The sequence below is a fragment of the Rhodococcus sp. SMB37 genome (assembly GCF_004345605.1).
GTDB lineage: Bacteria > Actinomycetota > Actinomycetes > Mycobacteriales > Mycobacteriaceae > Rhodococcus.
Window position 1 is genome coordinate 153089 of sequence record NZ_SLVY01000002.1, and the last position, 22862, is coordinate 175950.

Consider the following 22862-nt stretch of genomic DNA (forward strand, 5'->3'; position numbering starts at 1 on the left):
ACTCGGGCTGGAGGCGAACGGTCTCTCTGGCTTGCGCTCATCGAATCGTAGACCGTGCGCGCACCACTCGTTAACCGGGTCCTACTCGCTGTCGTACTCGGCCGTCACACTACCGCCGAAGCAGCGATCGGTGCACGAGCGAATCGCCGCAACGAGCACGTCACACACAGCCGAGTGACGTACATCACGTCAGGTGGAATCGGGTGCGCGGAGGCGTGCTTCCCGTTCGGCTCACTGTGGCAGGATCGCCGGGGCCGATCTGCACAAGCGATAGTCTGGTTCGTCCCCTCTACAGGAAGTGGTGGAATTGCCCGCGCACCGTGTCCGCATCGTCGCTCTCGCCGCCACCACGGCCGCCACCACGGCCGCCCTCGCGATCGCCGGCTGTTCGGCTCCGGCCGACGACCCGGCCTCCGAGATCGTGCGCACCACCACCCGCATCGCGGGCGCCGCGGTGATCGGTATCGAACGCGATACGACGACGGCGTGCGCACTGCCGAGCCCCACCGACCCCGGTCTAACTGCCGGCAGCACGCACGGTGTCATCCACACGGCCGGCGTGTCCGAGGTCCCGAACGATCCGCAGCGGATCGTCGTCCTCGACGCGGCCTCACTCGACGCCGTGTGCGCGCTGGGACTGTGGGAGCGCGTCGTCGGCGTGGGCATCGCCCCGGACGAACGCCCCGAATACCTCGGTACGGGCGTCTCGGAGATTCCCGCGATCGGTTCACCCGGCTCTCCCGATCTCGCTGCGATCGAGCAGGCCCGACCGGATCTCATCGTCGGCGCAGCGGCCGACACAGGACTCTACGAATCGCTGTCGTCCGTCGCACCGACCGTCGTCGTCGGGTCCGACCAGGTGTTCTGGAGGCAACAGTTCGAACGCGTCGGCGAGTCGCTGGGCCGGTCCGAGGCGGCACGCAGGGTGCTCGAGGAGTACTCCGTCGCAGCGAGTGAACTCGGACGCGAACTCACCTCGTCTCAGACACAAGCATCGCTCGTGCGCTTCACCGGCGACGGACCCACCATCGACGGCACCGCGTCGTTCCCCGGTCAGGTCCTCGCCGACCTGGGGGCCGAGAGGCCGGCCCCCCAGAGGTTCGGAGTCGAGGACGGCCGCGCATACCGGCCGCTCGACACCGAGGACCCCTCCACTGCCGACGGAGATGTGATTTTCGTCCGATTCGACGGACAGAACGGCCTCGATCGGGGTACGGATTACATGCAGCGGGACGAGTGGCTCGATCTCGGTGCCGTCACCGACAACCGGCTGTTCTCCGTCTCGGACGAGGTGTGGTCCACGCCCGGCCCGGTCGCGGCCCACGCAGTACTGACAGATCTGAGGCACTCACTCAATGGCTATTCGAACTGAGATCACTGCAGGTATCGGCCGGATCGGGATCGGTCTCGCAGGCGCACTCACGCTGGGCACACTGGTCGTCGCGCCGGCATCCGCCCAGCCCGTCGTCCGACCGGACATCGAGGTGCTCGCCGCCGACGGTGTGACTCCCCTCGGTGACACTCCCGTCCACGAAGGCGACACGGTGGTCGTCCGCGGTACCGGGTTCGACCCCGAGGCCAACCGCACCGGCGGACTGCCGCTACCGGTGCCGCCCGGTGTTCCGCATGGCACCTTCGTCTCGTTCGGCGGCTTCTCCGAGCACTGGCGCCCGTCCGAGGACGCCCCCACCGAGAGTCGCGCCACGGTGCGCTCCACCAACGCGTGGGTGTTGTCTGAGCGTGCACTGAACCAGGTCCCGGATCGGCCGTTCGACATGCGCCGCACGGTGCGGCAGCAGTGGGTTCCGCTCGCCGACGACGGCTCGTTCACGGCAACGATCACCATCGACGCCCCCGAGACCGTTCCCGACGATGCCCGGTACGGCATCTACACATTCGGAGCGGCCGATGCCGTCAACGCCGAGCAGGAGCTGGCGGTGCCGGTGAACTTCGATCCCTCCCCCGGGCCGAACGCCCCGGTGGCACCGTCCCAGGATTTCGTGTGGGGATTCGCACCCGGATACAGCGACCTCGTCACAGGAACCACGCAGGGTTCGGTCGTCGGCAGCGACGGTGCCTCGGTCCGCGACGACGGGACGATGACCTTCGAGCTCTCCGAGGCACGGATCGATACGTCCACGGGCCTCGGACACATCGAGTACCGAGGCACGGTCGTGTCGTTCACACGCTTCCACCTGCTCGAGATCGCACTCGCGAATCCGTGGATCGAGTTCACCGCCGACGGCACCTACCTCACCGCGGAGTCCTCGACCGGTGACCAGGTGGGCACCGACTCGATGAGCCGCATCAGGCTCGCCCGGCTCGATACACCCGCCGAGGGCGGGCGCACCGAATGGAGCGACGTGCCGGCCCAGTTCGCGGTGCCGCTGCAGCCGACCGTCCTGCTGCCGTACTCGGGGCAGGCCGCCTCCCCGGTGTCGTTCCACTTCTGACGTGTTGGGATGGACGCATGCCCACCCCTGATTTCGTCGCCACCCTCCGCACTCACGTCGGACACGATCCGCTGTGGTTGTCCGGGGTGAGCGCGATCGTGCTGGACGGCGACGGCCGTGTGCTGCTCACCCGCCGGGCCGACAACGGCAAGTGGGCGGTGGTGTCGGGCATTCTCGAGCCAGGTGAGGAGCCGGCCGCGGCGGCGGTCCGCGAAGTCGCGGAGGAAACCGGCGTCGACGCCGAGGTACTCCGGCTCACGAGCGTCGACGTCACCGAGCCGATCGCCTACCCCAACGGGGACGTCGCGCAGTATCTGGACGTGTCGTTCGTGATGCGCGCGACCGGCGGGTCCGCCCGGGTCGGCGACGACGAGAATCTGGAGGTGGCGTGGTTCGCGCCGGACGAGTTGCCTACGCCGCTCACGGCAACGTCAGCGCTGCGGTTGGCGAAGGCGCTCGCCGGCCGTCCTGAAGCGTGGTTCCGGAGGCCATGACCTGATCCGGGACGACGTCATGGCCGAATGTCGTCCATGAAGGTCGACATTCGGCCGTAGCGACGCAACCGAACCGGATGCGGGAGTCGAACTAGAAGTCCCAGTCCTCGTCCTCGGTGACGACGGCTTTGCCGATCACGTACGAGCTACCCGACCCCGAGAAGAAGTCGTGGTTCTCGTCGGCGTTCGGTGACAATGCCGACAGGATCGCCGGGTTCACGTCCGCCTCGTCCTTCGGGAACAGCGCCTCGTAGCCGAGGTTCATCAGCGCCTTGTTGGCGTTGTAGCGCAGGAACTTCTTGACGTCCTCGGTCAGCCCCGCTTCGTCGTACAGGTCCGAGGTGTAGTGGGTCTCGTTGTCGTACAGCTCCAGCAGCAGATCGAAGACCCACTCCTTGAGCTCGTCGCGTTCTGCCTGCGTGACCTTTTCGAGGCCCTTCTGGTACTTGTAGCCGATGTAGTAGCCGTGCACGGCTTCATCACGGATGATCAGGCGAATCACGTCGGCGGTGTTGGTGAGCTTCGCCCGCGACGACCAGTACATCGGCAGGTAGAAGCCCGAGTAGAACAGGAACGATTCGAGCAGCGTCGAGGCGGCCTTGCGCTTGAGCGGATCGTCGCCCTGGTAGTAATCGAGAATGATCTGCGCCTTGCGCTGCAGGTTCTCGTTCTCCTCCGACCACCGGAACGCGTCGTCGATCTGGCGTGTCGAGCACAGCGTCGAGAAGATCTGCGAGTAGCTCTTGGCGTGCACCGACTCCATGAACGCGATGTTCGTCAGCACCGCTTCCTCGTGCGGCGTGACGGCGTCGGGGATCAGCGACACGGCGCCGACGGTGCCCTGGATGGTATCCAGCAGGGTCAGGCCGGTGAACACGCGCATGGTGAGCTGCTGCTCGTATTCGGTGAGCGTGCCCCAGGACGGGATGTCGTTGGATACAGGCACCTTCTCGGGCAGCCAGAAGTTACCCGTGAGGCGATCCCACACCTCGGAGTCCTTCTCGTCGGGGACGCGGTTCCAGTTGATCGCCGACACGCGGTCGATCAACTTGATCCGGGCCCCGTCTGCGGGTGAATGCGATACAGAGGTCATCGGTTACCTACCTGAATGTCTTCGTGGGACGGGAGCGGCCGGGGGTGGATCAGAGCATGCACGAGACGCAGTTCTCCACCTCGGTGCCCTCGAGCGCCATCTGACGCAGCCGGATGTAGTACAACGTCTTGATTCCCTTGCGCCACGCGTAGATCTGGGCCTTGTTCACATCGCGGGTGGAGACCGTGTCCTTGAAGAACAGAGTCAGAGACAGGCCCTGATCGACGTGCTGTGTGGCCGCCGCGTAGGTGTCGATGATCTTCTCGTACCCGATCTCATACGCGTCCTGGTAGTAGTCCAGGTTGTCGTTGGTCAGGTACGGCGCAGGGTAGTAGACGCGACCGATCTTGCCTTCCTTGCGGATCTCTACCTTCGACGCCACCGGGTGGATGGAGCTGGTGGAGTTGTTGATGTACGAGATCGATCCGGTGGGCGGGACGGCCTGCAGGTTCTGGTTGTAGATACCGTGCTCCTGCACGGACGCCTTCAGCTCGCGCCAGTCGCTCTGGGTGGGGATGGTCACGCCTGCGTCGGCGAACAGGGCGCGCACGCGATCCGTCTCCGGTTCCCAGGCCTGCTCGGTGTACTTGTCGAAGAACTCACCCGACGCGTACTTCGACTCCGGGAACCCCTTGAAATGGGTGCCGCGTTCGATGGCGATCCGGTTCGATGCGCGCAGCGCGTGGAACAGTACGGTGTAGAAGTAGATGTTGGTGAAGTCGATACCCTCGGCCGAGCCGTAGTAGATGCGCTCGCGCGCCAGGTAGCCGTGCAGGTTCATCTGTCCGAGTCCGATGGCGTGGGACTCGTTGTTGCCCTTCTCGATCGACGGCACCGACGCGATGCTCGTCTGATCGGAGACCGCGGTCAGGCCACGGATCGCGACCTCGATGGTATGGGAGAAGTCCGGCGAGTCCATGGTCTTCGCGATGTTGAGTGAGCCGAGGTTGCACGAGATGTCCTTGCCCACATGGCTGTAGGACAGATCGTCGTTGAACTCCGACGGCGTCGAGACCTGGAGGATCTCGGAGCACAGATTCGAGTGGGTGATCTTACCCGCGATGGGGTTCGCCCGGTTGACGGTGTCCTCGAACATCACATACGGGTAGCCGGACTCGAACTGCAGTTCCGCGACCGTCTGGAAGAACTCGCGGGCCTTGATCTTCGACTTGCGGATGCGCTTGTCGTCGACCATCTCGTAGTACTTCTCGGTTACGTCGATGTCGGCGAACGGCTTGCCGTAGACACGTTCGACGTCGTACGGCGAGAACAGGTACATGTCCTCGTTCCGCTTCGCCAACTCGAACGTGATGTCGGGGATCACGACGCCGAGCGAGAGCGTCTTGATGCGAATCTTCTCGTCGGCGTTCTCACGCTTGGTGTCGAGGAATCGGTAGATGTCGGGGTGATGGGCGTGCAGGTACACCGCGCCGGCACCCTGACGTGCGCCGAGTTGATTGGCGTACGAGAACGAATCCTCGAGCAGCTTCATGATCGGGATGACACCCGAGGACTGGTTCTCGATCTTTTTGATCGGAGCACCGTGCTCACGAATGTTACTGAGCAACAGTGCGACTCCGCCGCCGCGCTTCGACAGCTGCAACGCCGAGTTGATCGAGCGACCGATCGATTCCATGTTGTCCTCGATGCGCAGCAGGAAGCACGACACGGGCTCGCCGCGTTGCTTCTTACCGGAGTTCAGGAACGTGGGGGTCGCCGGCTGGAATCGACCGGAGATGATCTCGTCGACGAGGTGCCGGGCAAGGATCTCGTCGCCGTCGGCGAGGGTCAGCGCGACCATGCACACACGATCCTCGAACCGCTCGAGGTAGCGCTTGCCGTCGAACGTCTTGAGTGTGTACGACGTGTAGTACTTGAACGCACCGAGGAACGTCGGGAAACGGAACTTCTTCGAATATGCCTGCTGGAAGAGTGATTTGACGAACTCGCGCGAGTACTTGTCCAGGACCTCGGGCTCGTAGTACTTCTCCTCGACGAGGTAGTCGAGCTTCTCGTCGATGTTGTGGAAGAAGACGGTGTTCTGGTTGACATGCTGCAGGAAGTACTGGCGCGCGGCGGCCACGTCCTTGTCGAACTGGATCTCGCCGTTCGGGCCGTACAGGTTCAACATCGCGTTGAGTGCGTGGTAGTCGAGCGACTCGTCTGCCGCGGCGCTCGTGGTCCGAGCGGGATCGGTAATGGTCACAGTGCTGCCCCTACATATCGGAAGGTATGAAATCAGCCGCGCAGCCGGCAGGCGCGCGGTACTCGAGAACTGCGGGCCGAGACCCACCTGTGCGTTATGCCGTCCGGAGGCTCTGCCCCCAGAATTGCGCGAGACCATCACGGACACGCTCGACGTCGTCTGCCGTGCCCATCAGTTCGAACCGATACAGATACGGCACCTTGCACTTTCGCGAAACGATGTCGCCCGCGAAACAGAACGATTCACCGAAGTTGGTGTTCCCCGCCGCGATCACGCCACGGATCAGGCTCCGGTTGCGCTCGTTGTTCAAGAAGCGGATCACCTGTTTAGGAACGAAATTCGTGTCGCGTCCGGTGATGGTGGTGCCACCTCCGTACGTGGGCAGGATCAGCACGAATGGATCGGCGACCTCGAACGAACCCTCACGGTCGTGCAGCGGGATCCGGACGGCCGGAATCCCGAGTTTCTGCACGAACCTGTGGGTGTTCTCGGATGCGCTCGAGAAGTACACCAGGGACGTCCCCGGGGTGGACCCCTGCGAGGTCATCGGTACTCACCAACTTTTCGGTCGATTGCGAAGGCCGGCCCGTCGTACCGTGCCGTACTGCCGTAGCGATCCGTGCGGGATCAGGCAGCGACGGCGAGAGCCTTGATGCGATCAGGACGGAAACCCGACCAGTGATCCTCGCCGGCCACGACGACGGGTGCCTGGAGGTAACCCAGAGCCATGACGTAGTCGCGGGCTTCGGGGTTCTCGGAGATGTCGACGACCGAGTATTCGATTCCGGCCTTGTCGAGGGCTCGATAGGTGGCGTTGCACTGGACGCAGGCAGGCTTGGTGTAGACGGTGATGTTCATGGGATTCCCCTCTTCAACACGGCCGCGACGGGCCGGACGACTGACTGCTGCGCGATGCTCGAATGCCCACCAAACCCGGCCCGATCTCACTTCCCCGAGAGATCCGTGCCGTATGGGCTTCCAACGGTCTCGACACTACACCTTGTGCCCGACAGATACATAGAACCCAGGATGTTGTGAGTTACATTCTTGATATTCCCAGGTCGCCTCACTTTCGCACCGCAGCTCGGACGCGTCTGCGGCGTGTCGAGGACCGTATTCGAGGTGCGTTCCCACACAGTGTGACGCGACCCACCGACAAGTACCGGTGGGCCGCGTCACGGACCGGTCAGGGCAGCGCGCCGGACACATCCTCCAGGTGCGCCGGCAGTGTCCTCACCCGGACTCCCGTCGCATGCCACAGCGCGTTGACAACGGCCGCCGCGCTACCGACGATGCCGATCTCACCGACACCACGTGATCCCGTCGGAGTGGCCCGTAGATCGTCCTCGTCCAGCCATGCGGCGTCGATGTTGCCGATGTCGGCGTGCGTCGGCACGTGATACTCGGCCAGATCATGATTGACGACGTGTCCGAAACGCTCATCGCGGATGCTCTCCTCGAACAGCGCCATGGAGATCCCGAAACACATCCCACCGATGAACTGCGAGCGGGCGGTGCGTGGATTGATCACCCTCCCCACCGAGAACATCCCCAGCATCCTGGGCACCCTGATCTCGCCGGTATCGGCATCGACGCGGACCTCCGCGAAATGTGCGCCGTACGACTGCGCGCGACAGTGTTCGAGTTCCCGATTCTCGCCTGCGGCCGCAGTCAGTTCCGCGCCGACCTCGGGACGATCGCCGAATCGTTTTCGGAACTCCTCCACCGCGGTCACGATCGCGGTACCCCACGACGAGGTACCCGACGAGCCACCGGCGACCGTCGCATTGGGCAGCGCACTGTCGCCGATCTCGACCCGCACGTCGCCGGCTCGGCATCCGAGAGTATCCGCAGCGATGAGGGTCAGGGCCGTCCATGCACCTGTTCCGAGATCGGCGGCGCCGATTCGCACGACGAACCGGTCGTCCCCCTCGTGGCGGATCGATGCTTCCGAGCCGGGGTTGACCATGTGCGGGTAGGTTGCGACCGCGACTCCCGTCCCGGTCAGCCACCGCCCGTGACGCCGGAGCCCAGGCGCACGATCGTCCGGATCCCAGCCGAACCGTCGGCCACCCTCGCGGAGGCACTCGACCAGTCTCCGCGACGACCACGGCTTCCCGGTCTCCGGGTCCACTTCGGGTTCGTTGCGGATTCGCAGATCGATCGGGTCGATTCCGCAGGCCTCCGCGAGTTCGTCCATCGCAACCTCCCCGGCGTACATACCGGGAGCTTCCCCGGGCGCCCGCATCCAGAACGGCGCGGGCACGTCCAAGGCCACCGCCCGGTGGGTAGTCCTCAGGTTCGGTACCCGGTACAAGCTCCGCGCTGATACCGCGGCCTGCTCGACGAACTCCGAGACGTGCGACGACTGGGTGTACGCCTCGTGGATCAGTCCTGTGATCGTCCCGTCACGGTCGGCGGCAATGCGTACATGAGACGCTGTCGGCGCTCGATAGCCGACGTAACCGAACATGTCCTGCCGCGTCACCGCGAACTTCACCGCGCGCCCCGGTACCGCACGTGCGGCCATCGACGCGAGCACGTCGTGTGCATGAGGCGCGCCCTTCGAGCCGAATCCGCCGCCGATGTACGGGCATATCACCCGGATCTTCGATGGGTCGATCCCGAGGACCGGTGCGAGTGCCTCGACCACCCCGTGCGGATGCTGAGTCGAATCGTAGAGCGTCAACTCGTCGTCCTCCCACAACGCCACCACGGTGTGGGGTTCGAGGGGGTTGTTGTGCTCCTCCGGGGTCGAATACCACTCGTCCACAACCACATCGGCACTACCGAAGGCAGCGTCGACGTTTCCCCGTTCGCTGTCGGCCGAGTAGCCGCCGTTGGCTTTCTCCGGTGCATACATCGCGGGGTGATCGGGCCGGAATCCGGTGTCGTGAGGTTGCGGGTCGTACTCGATCGTCAACTGATCGCACACCTGCCGGGCCACTTCCGGTGTCTCCGCGATCACCGCGGCAACCATCTGCCCCCGATACGCGACGTCCGAGCTCTGAAGGACCACGTACTCGCCTTCCGCTTCCGCTGTCAGCCGCGGTGCGTCGAAGACAGTGAGCACAGCAAGCACACCGGGAACCGCCCGTGCTGCCGCCGCGTCGATGTTCCGGACCCGGCCGCGCGCAATCGTTGCGGTTGCGGGGACGAGGTACGCCGGATCCGCTACGCGGTGCTCGTATGCGTACGGCGCGGTTCCCGTCACCTTTCCAGGTCCGTCCAGCCTCGCGGTCGACGTACCGATTGCACGCTTCTCGATGCGGTTCATGCAGGCTCCTCACGAGAAAATCCGGTCTGCAAGCTCTCGCAGGACCGCGACGACGGTGCGTCGGAGCAGCACCACCTTGAACTCGTTGCCGTCGAGCGGTTGCGCGTGGGCGAGCTCGGCGTCCGCTGCTGCGGCGAATACGGCATCACTCGGGAATTCCCCCAAGAGCGCTTCCTCGGCACGATGCGCCCGCCACGGCCGGTGGGCGACTCCGCCGAACGCGAGCCTGCACCCACTGATCGCACCGTCGGTCACGGTCAGTTCCGCCGCCACCGACACCAGGGCGAATGCGAACGCGGCGCGATCTCGGACCTTGCGATAGGTCGACGCGCTGCCCTGCGGTGGAGGAATGTGCACATCCACGATGAGGTCGTCGCGCGCGAGGTCGGTGTCGAGTTCGGGTGTGTCCCCGGGCAGGCGGTACAACTCCTCGATCGGGATGGTCCGTTCACCTTCCGGTCCGAGAACCACGGCTTCGGCGTCGAGGGCGAGCAGGGCCACAGCCATATCGGACGGGTGCGTGGCGACACAGCCATCGGACGCGCCGAACAGTGCGTGATACCGGGTGTAACCACCGAGAGCCGAACACCCGCTACCCGGTTCACGCTTGTTACACGGGGTCGATACGTCTCTGAAGTACACACATCGCGTGCGCTGGAGGAGATTCCCTCCGGTGGTTGCCGAGTTCCGCAGTTGCGGCGACGCACCCGAGAGAAGTGCACGGGACAGCATCGGATAGCGGCGCCGTACAACCGGGTGCGCGGCAAGGTCGCTGTTGCGCACGTTCGCACCGATCCGGACACCGCCGTCCGCGGCATCGACGATGTCGTCGAGCGGCAATCGCGAGATGTCGACCAGCAGGTCCGGAGTCTCGACGCCGAGCTTCAGATTGTCGACGAGATTGGTCCCTCCGGCAAGGAATGCCGCGTGGGGGTTGTCATGGACGAGTGCGACCGCGCCGGCCGGGTCCGCCGCCCGCTCATAGCGCACCGACTTCATTCCTCGGGCCTTCCGGTCGGCACTACGGTGTCGCTGCCCGCGAACTCGGAGATCGCCGCAACGATGTTCGGATACGCCCCGCACCGGCACAGATTGCCGCTCATTCGTTCGCGGATCTCGGCATCGTCGAGCGCAACAGCCGATTCGAAGTCCTCGGTGACGTAGCTGGGATCTCCGTGCGCAAACTCGTCGAGCATCCCCACCGCGGAACAGATCTGGCCAGGTGTGCAGTATCCGCACTGGAACGCATCGTCATCGATGAACTGCTGTTGGAGTGGATGCAACTCGCCGTCCGGGGACAGTCCGGCTGCCGTGAGGATTTCGGCCCCATCATGGGAGACGGCGAGAGCGAGGCATGTGGCGACACGGCGACCGTCGAGCAGCACGGTGCACGACCCGCACTGACCGTGATCGCATCCCTTCTTGGGGGCGGTGACGTCGAGGCGGTCGCGAAGAGCGTCGAGAACAGTGGTGCGCACATCGACCGTGACGCGGTGCCGTGCACCGTCGACGTGGAGCACTATGTTCCGCTCACACTCGTTCACGACAGGGGTCGATGCGATCTCCGTTGGCATGGGTGACCTCCGAGCGGTGGGCTGTGCCCTCAGCATTCCCGTCAGCGACCCGATCCAATCGTTCTCCGGCGGAATCGCGGATATCGAGCGCAACATCCACCCACAACTTAGGCAACGCTGCCCTAACCGTAAGATCGCTTGAAATGCCGCCTCGGCATCACCACGCAGGAGGAAGATCTTGTCCACAACATTGCATCGCCGCCGCACCCGCGGCGCACGCCTGTTGGCAGCCGTCGGCACCCTGGCGCTCGGAGTCACAATGACGGCGTGCTCGTCCGACACCGAGTCGAATGAGGACGCGTCGACCCCCGCCACCGACTCGAGCGAGTCGAGCGGTGAGTGGCCGCGCACCGTGGAGACGGCCGACGGCCCCGTCACCCTCGATGCCCAGCCCGAACGGATCGTGTCGACGAGCGTGACCCTCACCGGCACTCTGCTCGCGCTCGATGCCCCGCTGTACGGCACCGCCGCACAGCCGCCGAGCACCGTGACCGACGACGACGGCCTGTTCACACAGTGGGCCGACGTCGCAGCCGAGCGTGACGTGGAGATCCTCTACCAGGGCGAGCCGAGCCTCGAGGCGATCACCGCCGCGACACCGGACCTCATCGTCGTCTCGTCCAGCGGCGCCGATTCCACACTCGATCAGGTTGAACTTCTCTCCCAGATCGCGCCCACCCTCGTCTACGACTACTCGGACAAGTCGTGGCAGGACCTGACCACGCAGATGGCCGAGGCGGTCGGTGCAGAAGAGCGCGCAGCCGAACTTCTCGAGGAGTTCGACAGCAAGGTCGACGAAGCGAAGAGCACGATCGCACCCGCACTCGCCGAGGACAACACGGTGAGCATCCTCACCTACAATTCGCCAGAGGATTCCCGGATCTTCACAGACGAGTCCGCTCAGGGTCGTCTCGCCACACGGCTGGGCTTCGAGATCGCGTCCGTCCCCGAGACAGCGGGAGCGGCCGCGGCGGGGCGCTCGGACATCATCGCCGTGGCGACCGAGAATCTGCCGCTGGCACTGACCGGCGGAACCACCTTCATCATCAACGCCCTGCCGGAGGACGCCGACCGTCTGAAGGCCGATCCGACGCTGGCCAACACGAAGTCGGTCCAGAACGGCACTGTCCACGCGCTCGGCTACGACAGCTTCCGCCTCGACTACTACAGCGCGAACAACGTCGTCGACCGTATTGTCGACGCGCTCGGCTGATCCCGGACACCGTTCGCGAACGTCCCCGGTATCACACACACAGCGGGGCCGGAAACCTCAGAGGTTTCCGGCCCCGCTCGCATGTGACGGTCGCGATCAAGCGCTGACGACAGCTGCCTTCGCGTCGACGAGAGCGGTCACGACGGCAGCGATCTGCTCCGCGGTCTCGGCGTGCTCCTTGGCGTGGGCCTCACCGAACTTGCCGAAGGTCTCTCCGACAGTGAGCGACCCACCCTCGACGACCTTGCCGCCGGCGATACCCACAACCTTGGTTGCATCCTCGAGCGCCCACTTGCCGGCGTTCTTGCTCGGCGACTGGCCCACGATTGCGACCGGCTTGCCGCTCAGGGCGCCCACACCGTACGGGCGGGAGAGCCAGTCGATGGCGTTCTTCAGCACAGCGGACAGGGTGCCGTTGTACTCGGGCGTGACGAGCAGGAACGCGTCGGAGTCGGCGGCGGCATCGCGCAGTGCAGCTGCGGCGGCGGGGACGGTCTCGCCGTCGAGATCTTCGTTGTAGAAGGGGACATCTGCGAGCCCTTCGTAGACGGTGACCTCGACTTCGTCGGGGGACACTGCAACGGCGGTCTCTGCAAGCTGGCGGGTGACTGCGGCAGCGCGCAGGCTGCCGACGAGGGCGAGAACTCGGGTCTGGGCCATGTTCGAAATCCTTGAGGTCCGGGGACGGGGAAGTCCGGGGCGAAGCAACTACACGAGCATAAACGGACCGCGGTCCACTTCCATTCCCGTCCGCTAAAGTGTGACCTTGTGAACACACCGGTCCCCCTCGCCGGCGAGAGCGTGGAACGATGCGACGCTGCGCGCAACCGGCAACGGCTCCTCGACGCCACCGCACTGCTCGTCGCCGAACGCGGACCCGACGCAGTGACCATGGACGCCGTCGCAGCCCGCGCCGGCGTCGGCAAAGGCACGGTGTTCCGTCGCTTCGGCTCGCGGGCGGGACTCATGGCCGCGCTCCTCGATCACAGCGAGTCAGCGTTCCAGTACGCCTGCATGTACGGTCCTCCCCCGCTCGGGCCCGACGCCGAGCCGATCGCGCGGCTGATCGCATTCGGCCGGGCACGCGTCGAACTCGTCGAAGTCCAGGGCGAACTGCTCCGCGCAGCGGAGAGCTCGGTCGAGACCCGCCACGGCAACGCCCCCCGGCAGGTCTCGCTCATCCACCTCGAGATGCTGCTGCGCACGATCGGGATGGGCGCCCGGTCCCGCTTGCTCGCCCACTCACTGTTGGCGGCGCTCGACCCCGGCCTGATCCTGTACCAGTGGCATGAGCTCGGCTATTCCCTGAAGGAACTCGCCGACAACTGGGCAGACCTCGCTCATCGGGTCGTCACCGGCGACGGCCTTCCCAGTACGGAGTACTCCACATGAAGCCCGAGTGCAGAGCACTCCACGTAACGTGAGCGGATGACTCGCATCCTCGGCGTCCTCGCACTGTGTTCCGTGGCAGTCGCTGTCTCCGCATGCAGCGCCACCTCATCCGACCCCTCCGGATCAGGCTCGGCCGACGACCTCACCGGTCGCACGTTCGTCTCGACCGAGGTGACCGGCGACGCGATTCCCGGCGGAGGGCCGCTCGTCGTGGAGTTCCCCGAGCCCGGCCGCCTCGCCGCGACCGCAGGCTGCAACCGCTTCGCCGGCGGCATCGAACTCGCCGACGGCACCCTGAGTGCCCCGAATCTCGCGAGCACGATGATGGCGTGCCCGCCCCCTGCCGATGGAGCCGATGGATGGCTCAGCACCTTGCTCTCGGGATCACCGCAGTGGAGCCTCGACGGGGACGTGCTCACCCTCACGGGCAGCGCGACCACCGTCTCTCTGACCGACAAGAAGGTCGCCGACCCCGACCGATCGCTCACCGGAACCGAATGGGTCGTCACGACCATGCGCACCGCCGACGCGGTCATGTCGTCAGCGGCACTCGAGAACGCCGACGTGACGCTGACGGTCACCGAGGACGGTCAGGTCTCGGGCAGCACCGGATGCAACCGTTTCACCGGAACCGCCCAGGTCGGCGACGGTACCCTCGTGTTCGGTCCGCTGGCCACCACCCGCGTCGCGTGCGCCGACCCGGCGCTCGCCCAGATCGAGAACCACGTCCTCGCGGTCCTCTCAGGTGAGACCACCTATACCGTCGACGGGTCGGAGATGACACTCACGGCGTCGAACGGTGTCGACGGTCTGGGCTACCGAGCCCGCTAGGCCGCGTGCCGTCAGCACCCTGTCAGTACCGCTCCTCGAGCCAGCACGCGAGTGCCCGCCCAGCGGCGTCGATCTGCTTCGGCCAGTCCATCGCCGTGTCGTCGGCGTGGTCGCTCACGTACTTCACCAGCCGGACTCCCGCTCCCATGTAGGACGCGGCGGACGCGATCGCGAATCCTTCCATGTCTACGAGGTCGGCCCGCGCGGCCAACGCGTCGCGGACCTCGGCGTCGGAGACGAACGTGTCGCCCGTCGCAAGGACGCTGCCGTCGCCGTCGTCGACCGAGAGCGCGTCCTCGACCGGATGCCCCAGGCTACGCAACACCTTGCTGCTGATGTCGTGATTGATCACCGTCGACGGCACGTACAGGCCACCGTGATGACCGTGCAGCGCACCCGCCGTGCCGATATTGACGACGAGCGGCCGTACGTCTTCGGGGAAACGTGCGAGCGCCGCGGTGACTGTCACGGCAGCTGTGACCTTCCCGATGCCGGTGATGAGAACGTCGTACCGATCCGGCACATGCGCCGCTTCGGCCTTCGTTGCGGATACGACGAGAATCCCGTTCACGTGCTGCCTTTCTCGGTCCGATGGTTCGCCCTGGCACCGCTCGGTGCACCGACAACCAGTTTCCCGCACCGTATCGCGGCACGTCGCACACCGGCGACGTGCCCGCTAGAGTTCCCGCATGGAGAATCTTCGCGATCGCATCATCGATGAACTCGGAGTCCGGCCCACCATCGACCCGCGGGCCGAAATCGACGCGCGCGTGCGGTTTCTCACGGACTATCTGCGCAGCACCCCCGCAAAGGGCTTCGTGCTCGGGATCAGCGGAGGGCAGGACAGCACCCTGGCGGGTCGTCTCGTGCAGCTCGCGGCGGAGGCACTGCGCGCCGACGGGCACGAGGCCGAGTTCGTCGCCGTCCGTCTCCCCTACGGTGAGCAGGCCGACGAGCACGATGCGCGGATCGCACTCGACTTCATCAGGCCCGACCGCGAGTTCCGCGTCAACGTCAAGCCCGGTGCCGACGCCACTGCCGCCGAGGCTGCGCAGGGCATCCGTGAACTCCTCGGACATGACGCCACGCTCCGCGACTTCGTCCGCGGCAACATCAAGGCCCGCGAGCGAATGATCCTGCAGTACGCCATCGCGGGCGAACTCGGTTACCTGGTGGTCGGTACCGACCATGCGGCAGAGGCTGTCACCGGTTTCTTCACGAAGTTCGGGGACGGCGGTGTGGACATCACCCCGCTCACGGGCCTGACGAAGCGGCAGGGCGCGGCGCTCCTGCGTGAACTCGGAGCACCGGACAGCACGTGGCAGAAGGTTCCGACCGCGGATCTCGAAGACGACCGTCCCGCTCTGCCCGACGAGGTCGCACTCGGCATGACCTACGCCGACATCGACGACTACCTCGAAGGTCAGGGCGTCACAGCGGAGGTGGCGGAGAAGGTCGAGCGTGTGTTCCTCGCGACGAGGCACAAGCGGACCGTACCGGTCACTCCGCTCGACACCTGGTGGCGCTGAGCGCTACCCCCCGGCGAAGGGTGGCAGCACGTCCACCTTCGCTCCCGCGGGGTAGGTCAGATCTCGGGTGAGTTCGCCACCATCCTGTCCCGGTTCGACGAGATAGGCGGCAACCGACAGGACTCGTTCCATATCGGCCCCGTGGCGCTCGATCAGAGCCACGCGCAGCGCTGCCAGGTCGGAGCCGACGGCAAGGTCGACCGTCTCCTTCTCCCGTCCCGCGGCGTCTGCTGCTGCCGCGAAGTACCGCACCTCGATCCCGGTCACCTGATCAACCACCGATTGCTCCCATACTGCGTTCCGGCGGAACGAAATCCGCCGCGTCGATGCCGTGTCCGGCCCACTTGTTCCACATCGCGCCGCGCCACAGCGCGGCAAGTTCATCGTCGGTCGCACCACCGCGCACCGCCGCCCGCAGATCGGTCTCACGATCGCTGAACAGACACGACCGGACGGTGCCCTCCGCGGTGAGACGCGTCCGGTCGCAGTCCGAACAGAACGACCGGGTGACCGAGGCGATGATCCCCACGGTCGCCGGACCCCCGTCGACGGACCACCGTTCCGCAGGAGCCGACGGATCCTCCCGGGGCGCCTCCGTCAAGGTGAACCGTGTGCCGAGCACCTCGAGCAGACGCTGTGCGGTCACCATGTTCGCGCGGGCCCACTCATGGTCGGCATCGAGGGGCATCTCCTCGATGAACCGTAGTTCGACGCCTTCATCGAGGCACCACTGCAGTAGATCCACGGCACCCTCGAGTGTCTCCGGCATGAGGACCGCGTTGACCTTGACCCTGGTGAATCCGACGGCTTTGGCCGCGCGGATGCCTGCGAGCACCGAATCGAGCCGGTCGCGTCGGGTCAGCCGGGCGAAATGATCGCGGTCGACGGTGTCGAGGGAGATGTTCACCCGCGAGAGTCCGGCGTCGCGCAGACCCCGTGCGCGGTGAGCGAGTCCGACGGCGTTGCTGGTCAGCGCCAACGGCACGTCAGGTGCGACTCGGCGGCAGCCCGCGATGATGTCTTCGAGGTCGCGTCGCATCAGGGGTTCACCGCCGGTGAACCGCACTTCCTGCACGCCGAGCAGGCCGGCGGCGACCCCGACCAGGCGCACGATTTCTGCGGTGGTGAGCAGTTGCTCGCGAGGGATCGCGGGTAGGCCTTCCTCGGGCATGCAGTAAGTGCAGCGCAGTGAGCATTTCTCGGTGATGGACACGCGCAGATCTCGCGCCACACGACCGAAGCGGTCGAGCAGGTCGGGCACATCGGGACGATCCGATACGTCGTCCGTCTCCGCGCGCACGGACGGCATTCCCACATCCACTGCTGTCACAGAATCACCGGCCTCATATCGTCAGTATGCCTATGAAACGCGCCCGGGGTTACGAATGCCCCAGAAGGGCACCGGTACGGTAGTCGCCATGACAGGCGGCAGGCGGTCCGTGGAGGAACATGCACAGCACGTAGCGACGCTTCTCGAACCGCTACGGTCGATACCTCCTGCCCGGGTGCCGCTCGCTCGCGCGCTGGACCGGACACTTTCCGAGCCGGTCCATGCACCGATCTCTCTCCCCCCGTTCCGTAACTCTCAGATGGACGGTTACGCTGTCGACGCCGCGTCGGTGGCCGCCGTGCCGGCGACTCTGGCCGTACAGGCCGTCATCGCCGCCGGCGACGCCGTGTCCACCCTGACTGCAGGTACCGCTCTCAAGATCATGACGGGCGCCCCGATCCCCGACGGCGCCGATGCGGTCGTTCCGGTCGAGGACACCGAGACGGACGAGGCAGCGGGCACCGTGACCGTGCATCACCCGACCAAGTCCGGCACGTATGTGCGCGAAGCCGGCAGCGATGTGCACGCTGGTGCGCTCCTGCTCCCCGCCGGAACCCTCCTGGCGGCCCGGCACATCTCGGTCCTCGCCGCGGTGGGCCTGACCGACGTTCCTGTTCGAGGTCGCCCCCGGGTCGCGGTGATCTCCACCGGCAGCGAGCTCGTCACCCCTGGCGAAGATCTCGGGCCCGGGAAGATCTACAACTCGAACGGTCCCGCTCTTGCGGCCAGCGCCGCCGCGAACGGCGCCGAAGTCGTGTCGATCGCGCACTGCGAGGACGACCCCGAGGAGTTCGCGATCATGATCGCCCACGCGGTGGCGGTCGCCGATGTGGTCTTCACCTCCGGCGGCGTCTCGAAGGGGGATTTCGAGGTCGTCAAGGACACCCTCGAGCCGCGCGGCGGCACCTTCGTGTCAGTGGCGATGCAACCCGGCGGACCACAGGGAACCGCCGTCGTCGACGGCGTACCGATCCTGACCTTCCCGGGTAACCCCGTGAGCGCACTCGTCTCGTTCGAGGTGTTCGCCCGCCCGCTGCTGCGCGAGATCGCGGGCCTGCCTGCAATCGCCTCCGGCACACGACCGCTGACGACCAAGCTCGAGTCCGTCCCGGGCCGTCGTCAGTTCCTGCGAGCCCGCCTCGACGGTGAAGGTGTGGCGCCGCTTCCGGGGCACGGTTCCCATCTCGTCGCAGGTCTTGCCACCGCCGATGCGCTCCTCGACATCGACCCCGACATCACCACCCTCGACTCCGGAGATCACGTGAAAGTACTTCCACTGTGAGCGAATTGAGCCACCTCGACGATCAGGGCCGCGCGCGCATGGTCGACGTCTCGGCGAAGAACGACACCCACCGAGTCGCCGTCGCCGCAGGTGAGCTGGCGACCACCGCCGAGGTGATCGCACTCGTCCGTGCCGACGACATGCCGAAGGCAGACGTGCTGGCCACCGCCCGCATCGCAGGCATCGGCGCCGCCAAGCGCACGTGGGAACTCATTCCCCTGTGCCATCAACTGGCCTTGTCGACCGTGAAGGTGACCTTCGGTTTCACCGATACGACGATCACGATCGAAGCCGTCGCGAAGACCACCGGTCCCACCGGAGTCGAAATGGAGGCGCTCACCGCGGTAGCCGTTGCCGGACTCACGCTGCACGACATGGTCAAGGCGGTCGATCCCGCGGCGGTACTCAACGGAGTGCGCCTGGTGTCGAAGGAAGGCGGCAAGCGCGGACGGTGGTTCCGTGACGAGGCATCCGCGCAGGCCGCCGCGTCGGTACCTGATCCTGTGTCAGCGCGTTCCGCTGTCGTCGTGGTGTCCTCCACCGGTGTGGCCGCGGGCACGCGCGACGACAAGACAGGCCCGACCATCGAACGGTGGCTCACCGAGCGCGGGTTCACGGTCCGCGGACCGCTGATCTACGCCGACGCCCGGATCTCCTCGGGCCTGGCCGACGCACTCACCGGCAGCCCTGCCTTGGTCATCACCACCGGCGGCACCGGCGCGTCCCCGACCGACGGCACACCCGAGGCCACCCTCGCGGTGCTCGACCGCGAACTGCCCGGTGTTGCCGATTCGATCCGCCGTCGTGGGCTCGATGTCACCCCGCACGCGGTGCTCTCCCGCGGTGTCGCCGGTCTGGCCGGGTCCACCGTCGTGGTGAACCTTCCCGGATCACCGGGCGGCGTCAAGGACGGGCTCGCCGCACTCGACCCGATCCTCGATCATCTGTTGGCGCAAGTGTCCGGAGGCGGAGCCCATGAGTGACCTGTTGGCAAGAATTTCGTCGGAGCCGTTGGATCCCGCCGCGGTGGACGCCGCGGTTGCCGGCCCCGAGCACGGCGCAGTGGTGGTGTTCACCGGTGCGGTGCGTAACCACGACGGCGGCCAGACGGTGACGGCACTCGAGTACAAGTCGCACCCGGACGCCGAGGCATTCCTGCGGCGGGTCTGCGAGGAGGTGGCCTCAGAATCCGGTCTTCCGGTCGCTGCGGTCCACCGGGTGGGCGAACTCACCATCGGCGATCTCGCGATCGTCGCGGCAGTCGCCGCACCGCACCGAGCAGAGGCTTTCGCTACGTGCGCCGAACTCGTCGAACGCATCAAACATGAAGTGCCCATTTGGAAACGGCAGCAGTTCGCCGACGGCATCTCCGAGTGGGTCGGGGTCTGCTGACCGCGCCTTCCATACGAGCGAACGGCACCTTCACCGCCTCGGACGTGGTGAAGGTGCCGTTCGCTCGTATGCGGTGACGCCGATTCGACGACGGGTGAGGTAAGCTGATCCGGTTCGGGTGTCACGACGACACCCACCGTCGTGGGATACCGGCGGCCCGGGATCGTGCCCGGCCCGCAAGCAAGAACAAGCATCGGCTTTCCTCGCGGCGATCACACCGCACCATCTCGGGATCGCTCCCGTATGCGTGCACACACGCCGCAGTGAAAGGCAGCGCTGTTCTATGACCACATCCTTTTCCGATCTCGGGGTTCCCCGTCCTCTCGTCGCCGCACTGAGCGACTCGGGTATCACCAGCCCGTTCCCCATCCAGGCGGACACCCTTCCCGACTCCCTTGCAGGTCGCGACGTCCTCGGCCGCGGCCGGACCGGTAGCGGCAAGACCCTCGCGTTCTCTATCCCGCTCACCGCTCGCCTCTCCGGAGGTTCGACGCGTGCTGCCGGGCGTCCCCGCGGCCTCGTGCTCGCTCCCACCCGCGAACTCGCAACGCAGATCGCTGCTGTGGTCGAGCCCCTCGCTCACACCGCGGGCCTGCGAGTCACCACCATCTTCGGTGGCGTGTCCCAGAACCGTCAGGTCGAGGCCCTGCGACGCGGCGTCGATATCGTCATCGCCTGCCCCGGTCGCCTCGAGGATCTGATGCGTCAGGGCTTCGTCAGCCTCGATGCAGTCGAGCTCACCGTTCTCGACGAGGCCGACCACATGGCCGATCTCGGATTCCTCCCCGGCGTCACCCGAATCCTGAATGCCACCGCCAAAGGCGGACAGCGGCTGCTGTTCTCGGCGACACTGGACAACGGAGTCGACAAGCTCGTCAAGAAGTTCCTGACCAACCCGATCCTCCACTCGGTAGACGAGGCCAACTCCCCCGTCGCCGCGATGACCCACCACGTGTTCGACGTCGCCGGCGTCGACGCGAAGAAGGACCTCGTCCGCACCCTCGCTTCGGGTACGGGTCGCCGCATCCTGTTCATGCGCACCAAGCATCAGGCCCGCAAGCTCGCCAAGCAGCTCACCGACTCCGGTATCCCCGCGGTGGATCTGCACGGTAACCTGTCGCAGAACGCTCGCGACCGAAACCTGGCGGCATTCTCGTCGGGCGAAGCACGCGTGCTTGTTGCGACCGATGTCGCGGCACGCGGAGTGCACGTCGACGATGTACAGCTGGTCGTGCATGTGGACCCGCCCGCTGAGCACAAGGCCTACCTGCACCGGTCCGGCCGGACCGCGCGCGCCGGCAGCGCCGGTGATGTGGTGACCCTCGTGCTCCCGGATCAGCGCAAGGACCTCGCGACGATCATGCGCAAGGCATCGATCAACGTCACTCCGGTGAAATCCACCGCCAGCTCCGAGCACGTCCTCGCGCTCGTCGGCGAGATCGCACCGCACGTGTCACCGGCCCCCAAGCAGGCCTCGTCGTCCGGTTCGAACCGGCAGTCGCGTTCCGGTGGTGCCCGCCGCACCGGCGGATCCCGGCAGGGCGCCGGTGTACGCAGCGAAAGTGGGGCACGCCAAGGTGGTTCGGGCCGGCAGGGCTCGGGTGCGCGCAACGGTTCCGCGGCACGTCAGGGCAGCACGGGTGGTCGTCGTACCGCGGCCGGCCAGGGCGGCGCCGCAGGGAGCGGCCAGCGTCGGGCACCGCGCCGCAGCGCAGCTGCACGTTAGGCAGCGGAGCTGCACATTGGACACTCTCGCAGGAAGATACTTCAGCGTGGCGTGAACCGGTGGACGGCGTACATCGCGTCCGCCGACACCGGTTCATCCGCCACACACCGACCCAGCTGCTCGCGCACAGCGTCGGAATCCAGATCGGCGCCGATGACGACGAGCCGGGTGGTACCCGGAGCGTCGTCGCCGCGACCAGGCGGTTCGAATCGGATGTGGTCGCCGACGGTCTGCACCAGGTATCTCGTCGAGCGCAGTCCCGCGGTGACCGTCACATAGCCCTTGATCCGGAAGACTCCCGCGGGCTGATTCTCCAGAAGGTCCACGAGTGCGCGCGGATGCAGCGGTGCGTCGCTTTCGAACGTGATCGAGTCGTACCCGTCGTGCAGGTGCCGATGGTCGTGCTCGTCGTGTTCGCGCAGCAAGTCGTCGAGCGTCAGTTGTTCGCCCGGCCTGGGCTCGGCGCGTTCGGAGAAATCGAACAGCAGTCCGGGGTCGACCCGACTGTGGTCGGTCGAGACCACCGCCGCGCGTGCATTGAGTCCGCACAGGCGACCGAGCAGGTCGTCGTGGGTCTCGGTGTCGACGCGATCGGTCTTGTTGAGCAGGATGAGGTCGGCCATCGCAACGTGCTGGTCGAGTTCGGGATGACGTTCCCTCGTGGTGTCGAACTCGTATGCGTCGACGACGAGCACCAGTCCCCCATAGGTGATGTGCTCGTTCTCCGAGCTCACGACGAGCCGGATCATATTGCGCGGTTCCGCCAACCCACTCGCTTCGACGACGATGACGTCGAGATCGGATTTCGGGTGCGCAAGTTTGTCGAGCATCGCGTCCATGTCGCTGACATCGATCGCGCAGCACAGACATCCGTTGCTGAGCGACACCATCGAGTCGACCTGACCGGCAACCATCATCGAGTCGATGTTGACCGAACCGAAGTCGTTGACGATCACCCCGATTCGGGCGCCCCGAGTGTTGCGCAGCAGATGGTTGAGCAACGTGGTCTTTCCTGACCCGAGGAAACCGGCGACAACGACGACCGGGATCTTCCGTTTCGCCACGTGTTC

At 66.0% G+C, this 22862-nt stretch carries 23 protein-coding genes; 11 read left to right on the top strand and 12 right to left on the bottom strand.

Features of this window, described 5'->3' with window-relative positions; all coding sequences use genetic code 11:
* Positions 1-307: 307 nt before the first annotated feature.
* From EV641_RS04030 to EV641_RS04040, 3 genes are read left to right on the top strand one after another with little or no spacing between them, the layout of a single operon-like run.
* Positions 308-1372 (top strand): iron-siderophore ABC transporter substrate-binding protein, encoded by a 1065-nt coding sequence (locus tag EV641_RS04030; RefSeq protein ID WP_132471095.1) that lies wholly within the window; start codon positions 308-310, stop codon positions 1370-1372.
* A complete protein-coding gene (locus tag EV641_RS04035) occupies positions 1356-2453 on the top strand; it encodes an HtaA domain-containing protein (RefSeq protein ID WP_132470878.1) in 1098 nt (365 codons plus the stop codon). Before EV641_RS04030 ends, EV641_RS04035 begins: the two co-directional genes overlap by 17 nt.
* 17 nt (positions 2454-2470) lie before the next feature.
* Positions 2471-2947, top strand: coding sequence for an NUDIX domain-containing protein (locus tag EV641_RS04040; protein ID WP_054714030.1), 477 nt, complete (start codon positions 2471-2473; stop codon positions 2945-2947).
* Between the two features lie 91 nt (positions 2948-3038).
* Here EV641_RS04040 and nrdF read toward each other — a convergent pair whose 3' ends face one another.
* The 7 genes from nrdF to EV641_RS04075 form a co-directional block, all read right to left on the bottom strand.
* Entirely contained in the window at positions 3039-4040 is a 1002-nt protein-coding gene (gene nrdF, locus EV641_RS04045) for a class 1b ribonucleoside-diphosphate reductase subunit beta (RefSeq protein ID WP_054714033.1), read from the bottom strand.
* A gap of 49 nt (positions 4041-4089) precedes the next feature.
* Complete coding sequence (nrdE, locus tag EV641_RS04050; protein ID WP_241996860.1) at positions 4090-6171, bottom strand: class 1b ribonucleoside-diphosphate reductase subunit alpha; 2082 nt, start codon at positions 6169-6171, stop codon at positions 4090-4092.
* 169 nt (positions 6172-6340) lie between these two features.
* Positions 6341-6793 (bottom strand): class Ib ribonucleoside-diphosphate reductase assembly flavoprotein NrdI, encoded by a 453-nt coding sequence (nrdI, locus tag EV641_RS04055; RefSeq protein ID WP_132470880.1) that lies wholly within the window; start codon positions 6791-6793, stop codon positions 6341-6343.
* Positions 6794-6873: 80 nt separating this feature from the next.
* The gene (locus tag EV641_RS04060) at positions 6874-7104 is read right to left on the bottom strand and encodes a redoxin NrdH (protein ID WP_054714035.1); all 231 of its coding nucleotides are present in this window, start codon (positions 7102-7104) and stop codon (positions 6874-6876) included.
* Between the two features lie 328 nt (positions 7105-7432).
* Entirely contained in the window at positions 7433-9523 is a 2091-nt protein-coding gene (locus tag EV641_RS04065; RefSeq protein ID WP_132470881.1) for a xanthine dehydrogenase family protein molybdopterin-binding subunit, read from the bottom strand.
* A gap of 9 nt (positions 9524-9532) precedes the next feature.
* The gene (locus EV641_RS04070) at positions 9533-10522 is read right to left on the bottom strand and encodes a xanthine dehydrogenase family protein subunit M (protein WP_132470882.1); all 990 of its coding nucleotides are present in this window, start codon (positions 10520-10522) and stop codon (positions 9533-9535) included.
* A complete protein-coding gene (locus tag EV641_RS04075; RefSeq protein ID WP_132470883.1) occupies positions 10519-11097 on the bottom strand; it encodes a 2Fe-2S iron-sulfur cluster-binding protein in 579 nt (192 codons plus the stop codon). Before EV641_RS04075 ends, EV641_RS04070 begins: the two co-directional genes overlap by 4 nt.
* 178 nt (positions 11098-11275) lie before the next feature.
* On the opposite strand from EV641_RS04075, the gene fepB reads away from it, so the two are divergent.
* Positions 11276-12310 carry a Fe2+-enterobactin ABC transporter substrate-binding protein gene (gene fepB, locus EV641_RS04080; protein WP_241996822.1) on the top strand — a complete coding sequence of 345 codons (1035 nt, stop codon included), beginning with the start codon at positions 11276-11278 and terminating at the stop codon, positions 12308-12310.
* A 96-nt stretch (positions 12311-12406) separates the two neighbouring features.
* Here fepB and EV641_RS04085 read toward each other — a convergent pair whose 3' ends face one another.
* Complete coding sequence (locus tag EV641_RS04085) at positions 12407-12970, bottom strand: NADPH-dependent FMN reductase (protein WP_132470884.1); 564 nt, start codon at positions 12968-12970, stop codon at positions 12407-12409.
* A 108-nt stretch (positions 12971-13078) separates the two neighbouring features.
* On the opposite strand from EV641_RS04085, the gene EV641_RS04090 reads away from it, so the two are divergent.
* Positions 13079-13702, top strand: coding sequence for a TetR/AcrR family transcriptional regulator (locus tag EV641_RS04090; protein ID WP_132470885.1), 624 nt, complete (start codon positions 13079-13081; stop codon positions 13700-13702).
* A gap of 36 nt (positions 13703-13738) precedes the next feature.
* Entirely contained in the window at positions 13739-14533 is a 795-nt protein-coding gene (locus tag EV641_RS04095) for an META domain-containing protein (RefSeq protein ID WP_132470886.1), read from the top strand.
* A 22-nt stretch (positions 14534-14555) separates the two neighbouring features.
* Here the strand turns inward: EV641_RS04095 and EV641_RS04100 are convergent, their stop codons facing one another.
* The gene (locus EV641_RS04100) at positions 14556-15104 is read right to left on the bottom strand and encodes a nucleosidase (protein ID WP_054718245.1); all 549 of its coding nucleotides are present in this window, start codon (positions 15102-15104) and stop codon (positions 14556-14558) included.
* A 118-nt stretch (positions 15105-15222) separates the two neighbouring features.
* On the opposite strand from EV641_RS04100, the gene nadE reads away from it, so the two are divergent.
* On the top strand, positions 15223-16062 hold the full coding sequence (gene nadE / locus EV641_RS04105) for an ammonia-dependent NAD(+) synthetase (protein ID WP_132470887.1): 840 nt from the start codon (positions 15223-15225) through the stop codon (positions 16060-16062).
* Positions 16063-16065: 3 nt separating this feature from the next.
* Here the strand turns inward: nadE and EV641_RS04110 are convergent, their stop codons facing one another.
* Both EV641_RS04110 and moaA read right to left on the bottom strand, forming a co-directional pair.
* Positions 16066-16341, bottom strand: a complete 276-nt coding sequence (locus EV641_RS04110) for a MoaD/ThiS family protein (protein WP_132470888.1) — start codon at positions 16339-16341, stop codon at positions 16066-16068.
* Complete coding sequence (gene moaA / locus EV641_RS04115; RefSeq protein WP_132470889.1) at positions 16334-17392, bottom strand: GTP 3',8-cyclase MoaA; 1059 nt, start codon at positions 17390-17392, stop codon at positions 16334-16336. The genes EV641_RS04110 and moaA overlap by 8 nt, the downstream gene beginning before the upstream one ends.
* An 88-nt stretch (positions 17393-17480) precedes the next feature.
* Here moaA and glp point away from each other — a divergent pair, with 88 nt between their 5' ends.
* From glp to EV641_RS04135, 4 genes are all read left to right on the top strand, one after another.
* On the top strand, positions 17481-18674 hold the full coding sequence (glp, locus tag EV641_RS04120; protein WP_054718251.1) for a gephyrin-like molybdotransferase Glp: 1194 nt from the start codon (positions 17481-17483) through the stop codon (positions 18672-18674).
* Positions 18671-19657 carry a bifunctional molybdenum cofactor biosynthesis protein MoaC/MoaB gene (gene moaCB / locus EV641_RS04125; protein WP_132470890.1) on the top strand — a complete coding sequence of 329 codons (987 nt, stop codon included), beginning with the start codon at positions 18671-18673 and terminating at the stop codon, positions 19655-19657. The genes glp and moaCB overlap by 4 nt, the downstream gene beginning before the upstream one ends.
* Positions 19650-20066, top strand: a complete 417-nt coding sequence (locus EV641_RS04130; protein WP_054720425.1) for a molybdenum cofactor biosynthesis protein MoaE — start codon at positions 19650-19652, stop codon at positions 20064-20066. The genes moaCB and EV641_RS04130 overlap by 8 nt, the downstream gene beginning before the upstream one ends.
* A gap of 283 nt (positions 20067-20349) precedes the next feature.
* Entirely contained in the window at positions 20350-21792 is a 1443-nt protein-coding gene (locus EV641_RS04135; protein ID WP_132470891.1) for a DEAD/DEAH box helicase, read from the top strand.
* Positions 21793-21833: 41 nt separating this feature from the next.
* On the opposite strand, the gene EV641_RS04140 is transcribed toward EV641_RS04135, so the two are convergent.
* A complete protein-coding gene (locus EV641_RS04140) occupies positions 21834-22856 on the bottom strand; it encodes a GTP-binding protein (RefSeq protein WP_054720363.1) in 1023 nt (340 codons plus the stop codon).
* Between the last annotated feature and the right edge of the window lie 6 nt (positions 22857-22862).

Bases quoted from the DNA above. Each gene is read 5' to 3' on its own strand.
- EV641_RS04035 (WP_132470878.1), top strand. From the start codon at position 1,356: ATGGCTATTCGAACTGAGATCACTGCAGGTATCGGCCGGATCGGGATC.
- EV641_RS04040 (WP_054714030.1), top strand. From the start codon at position 2,471: ATGCCCACCCCTGATTTCGTCGCCACCCTCCGCACTCACGTCGGACAC.
- nrdF (WP_054714033.1), bottom strand. From the start codon at position 4,040: ATGACCTCTGTATCGCATTCACCCGCAGACGGGGCCCGGATCAAGTTG.
- nrdE (WP_241996860.1), bottom strand. From the start codon at position 6,171: ATGTTGAACCTGTACGGCCCGAACGGCGAGATCCAGTTCGACAAGGAC.
- nrdI (WP_132470880.1), bottom strand. From the start codon at position 6,793: ATGACCTCGCAGGGGTCCACCCCGGGGACGTCCCTGGTGTACTTCTCG.
- EV641_RS04060 (WP_054714035.1), bottom strand. From the start codon at position 7,104: ATGAACATCACCGTCTACACCAAGCCTGCCTGCGTCCAGTGCAACGCC.
- EV641_RS04065 (WP_132470881.1), bottom strand. From the start codon at position 9,523: ATGAACCGCATCGAGAAGCGTGCAATCGGTACGTCGACCGCGAGGCTG.
- EV641_RS04070 (WP_132470882.1), bottom strand. From the start codon at position 10,522: ATGAAGTCGGTGCGCTATGAGCGGGCGGCGGACCCGGCCGGCGCGGTC.
- EV641_RS04075 (WP_132470883.1), bottom strand. From the start codon at position 11,097: ATGCCAACGGAGATCGCATCGACCCCTGTCGTGAACGAGTGTGAGCGG.
- EV641_RS04085 (WP_132470884.1), bottom strand. From the start codon at position 12,970: ATGGCCCAGACCCGAGTTCTCGCCCTCGTCGGCAGCCTGCGCGCTGCC.
- EV641_RS04095 (WP_132470886.1), top strand. From the start codon at position 13,739: ATGACTCGCATCCTCGGCGTCCTCGCACTGTGTTCCGTGGCAGTCGCT.
- nadE (WP_132470887.1), top strand. From the start codon at position 15,223: ATGGAGAATCTTCGCGATCGCATCATCGATGAACTCGGAGTCCGGCCC.
- glp (WP_054718251.1), top strand. From the start codon at position 17,481: ATGACAGGCGGCAGGCGGTCCGTGGAGGAACATGCACAGCACGTAGCG.
- EV641_RS04130 (WP_054720425.1), top strand. From the start codon at position 19,650: ATGAGTGACCTGTTGGCAAGAATTTCGTCGGAGCCGTTGGATCCCGCC.
- EV641_RS04135 (WP_132470891.1), top strand. From the start codon at position 20,350: ATGACCACATCCTTTTCCGATCTCGGGGTTCCCCGTCCTCTCGTCGCC.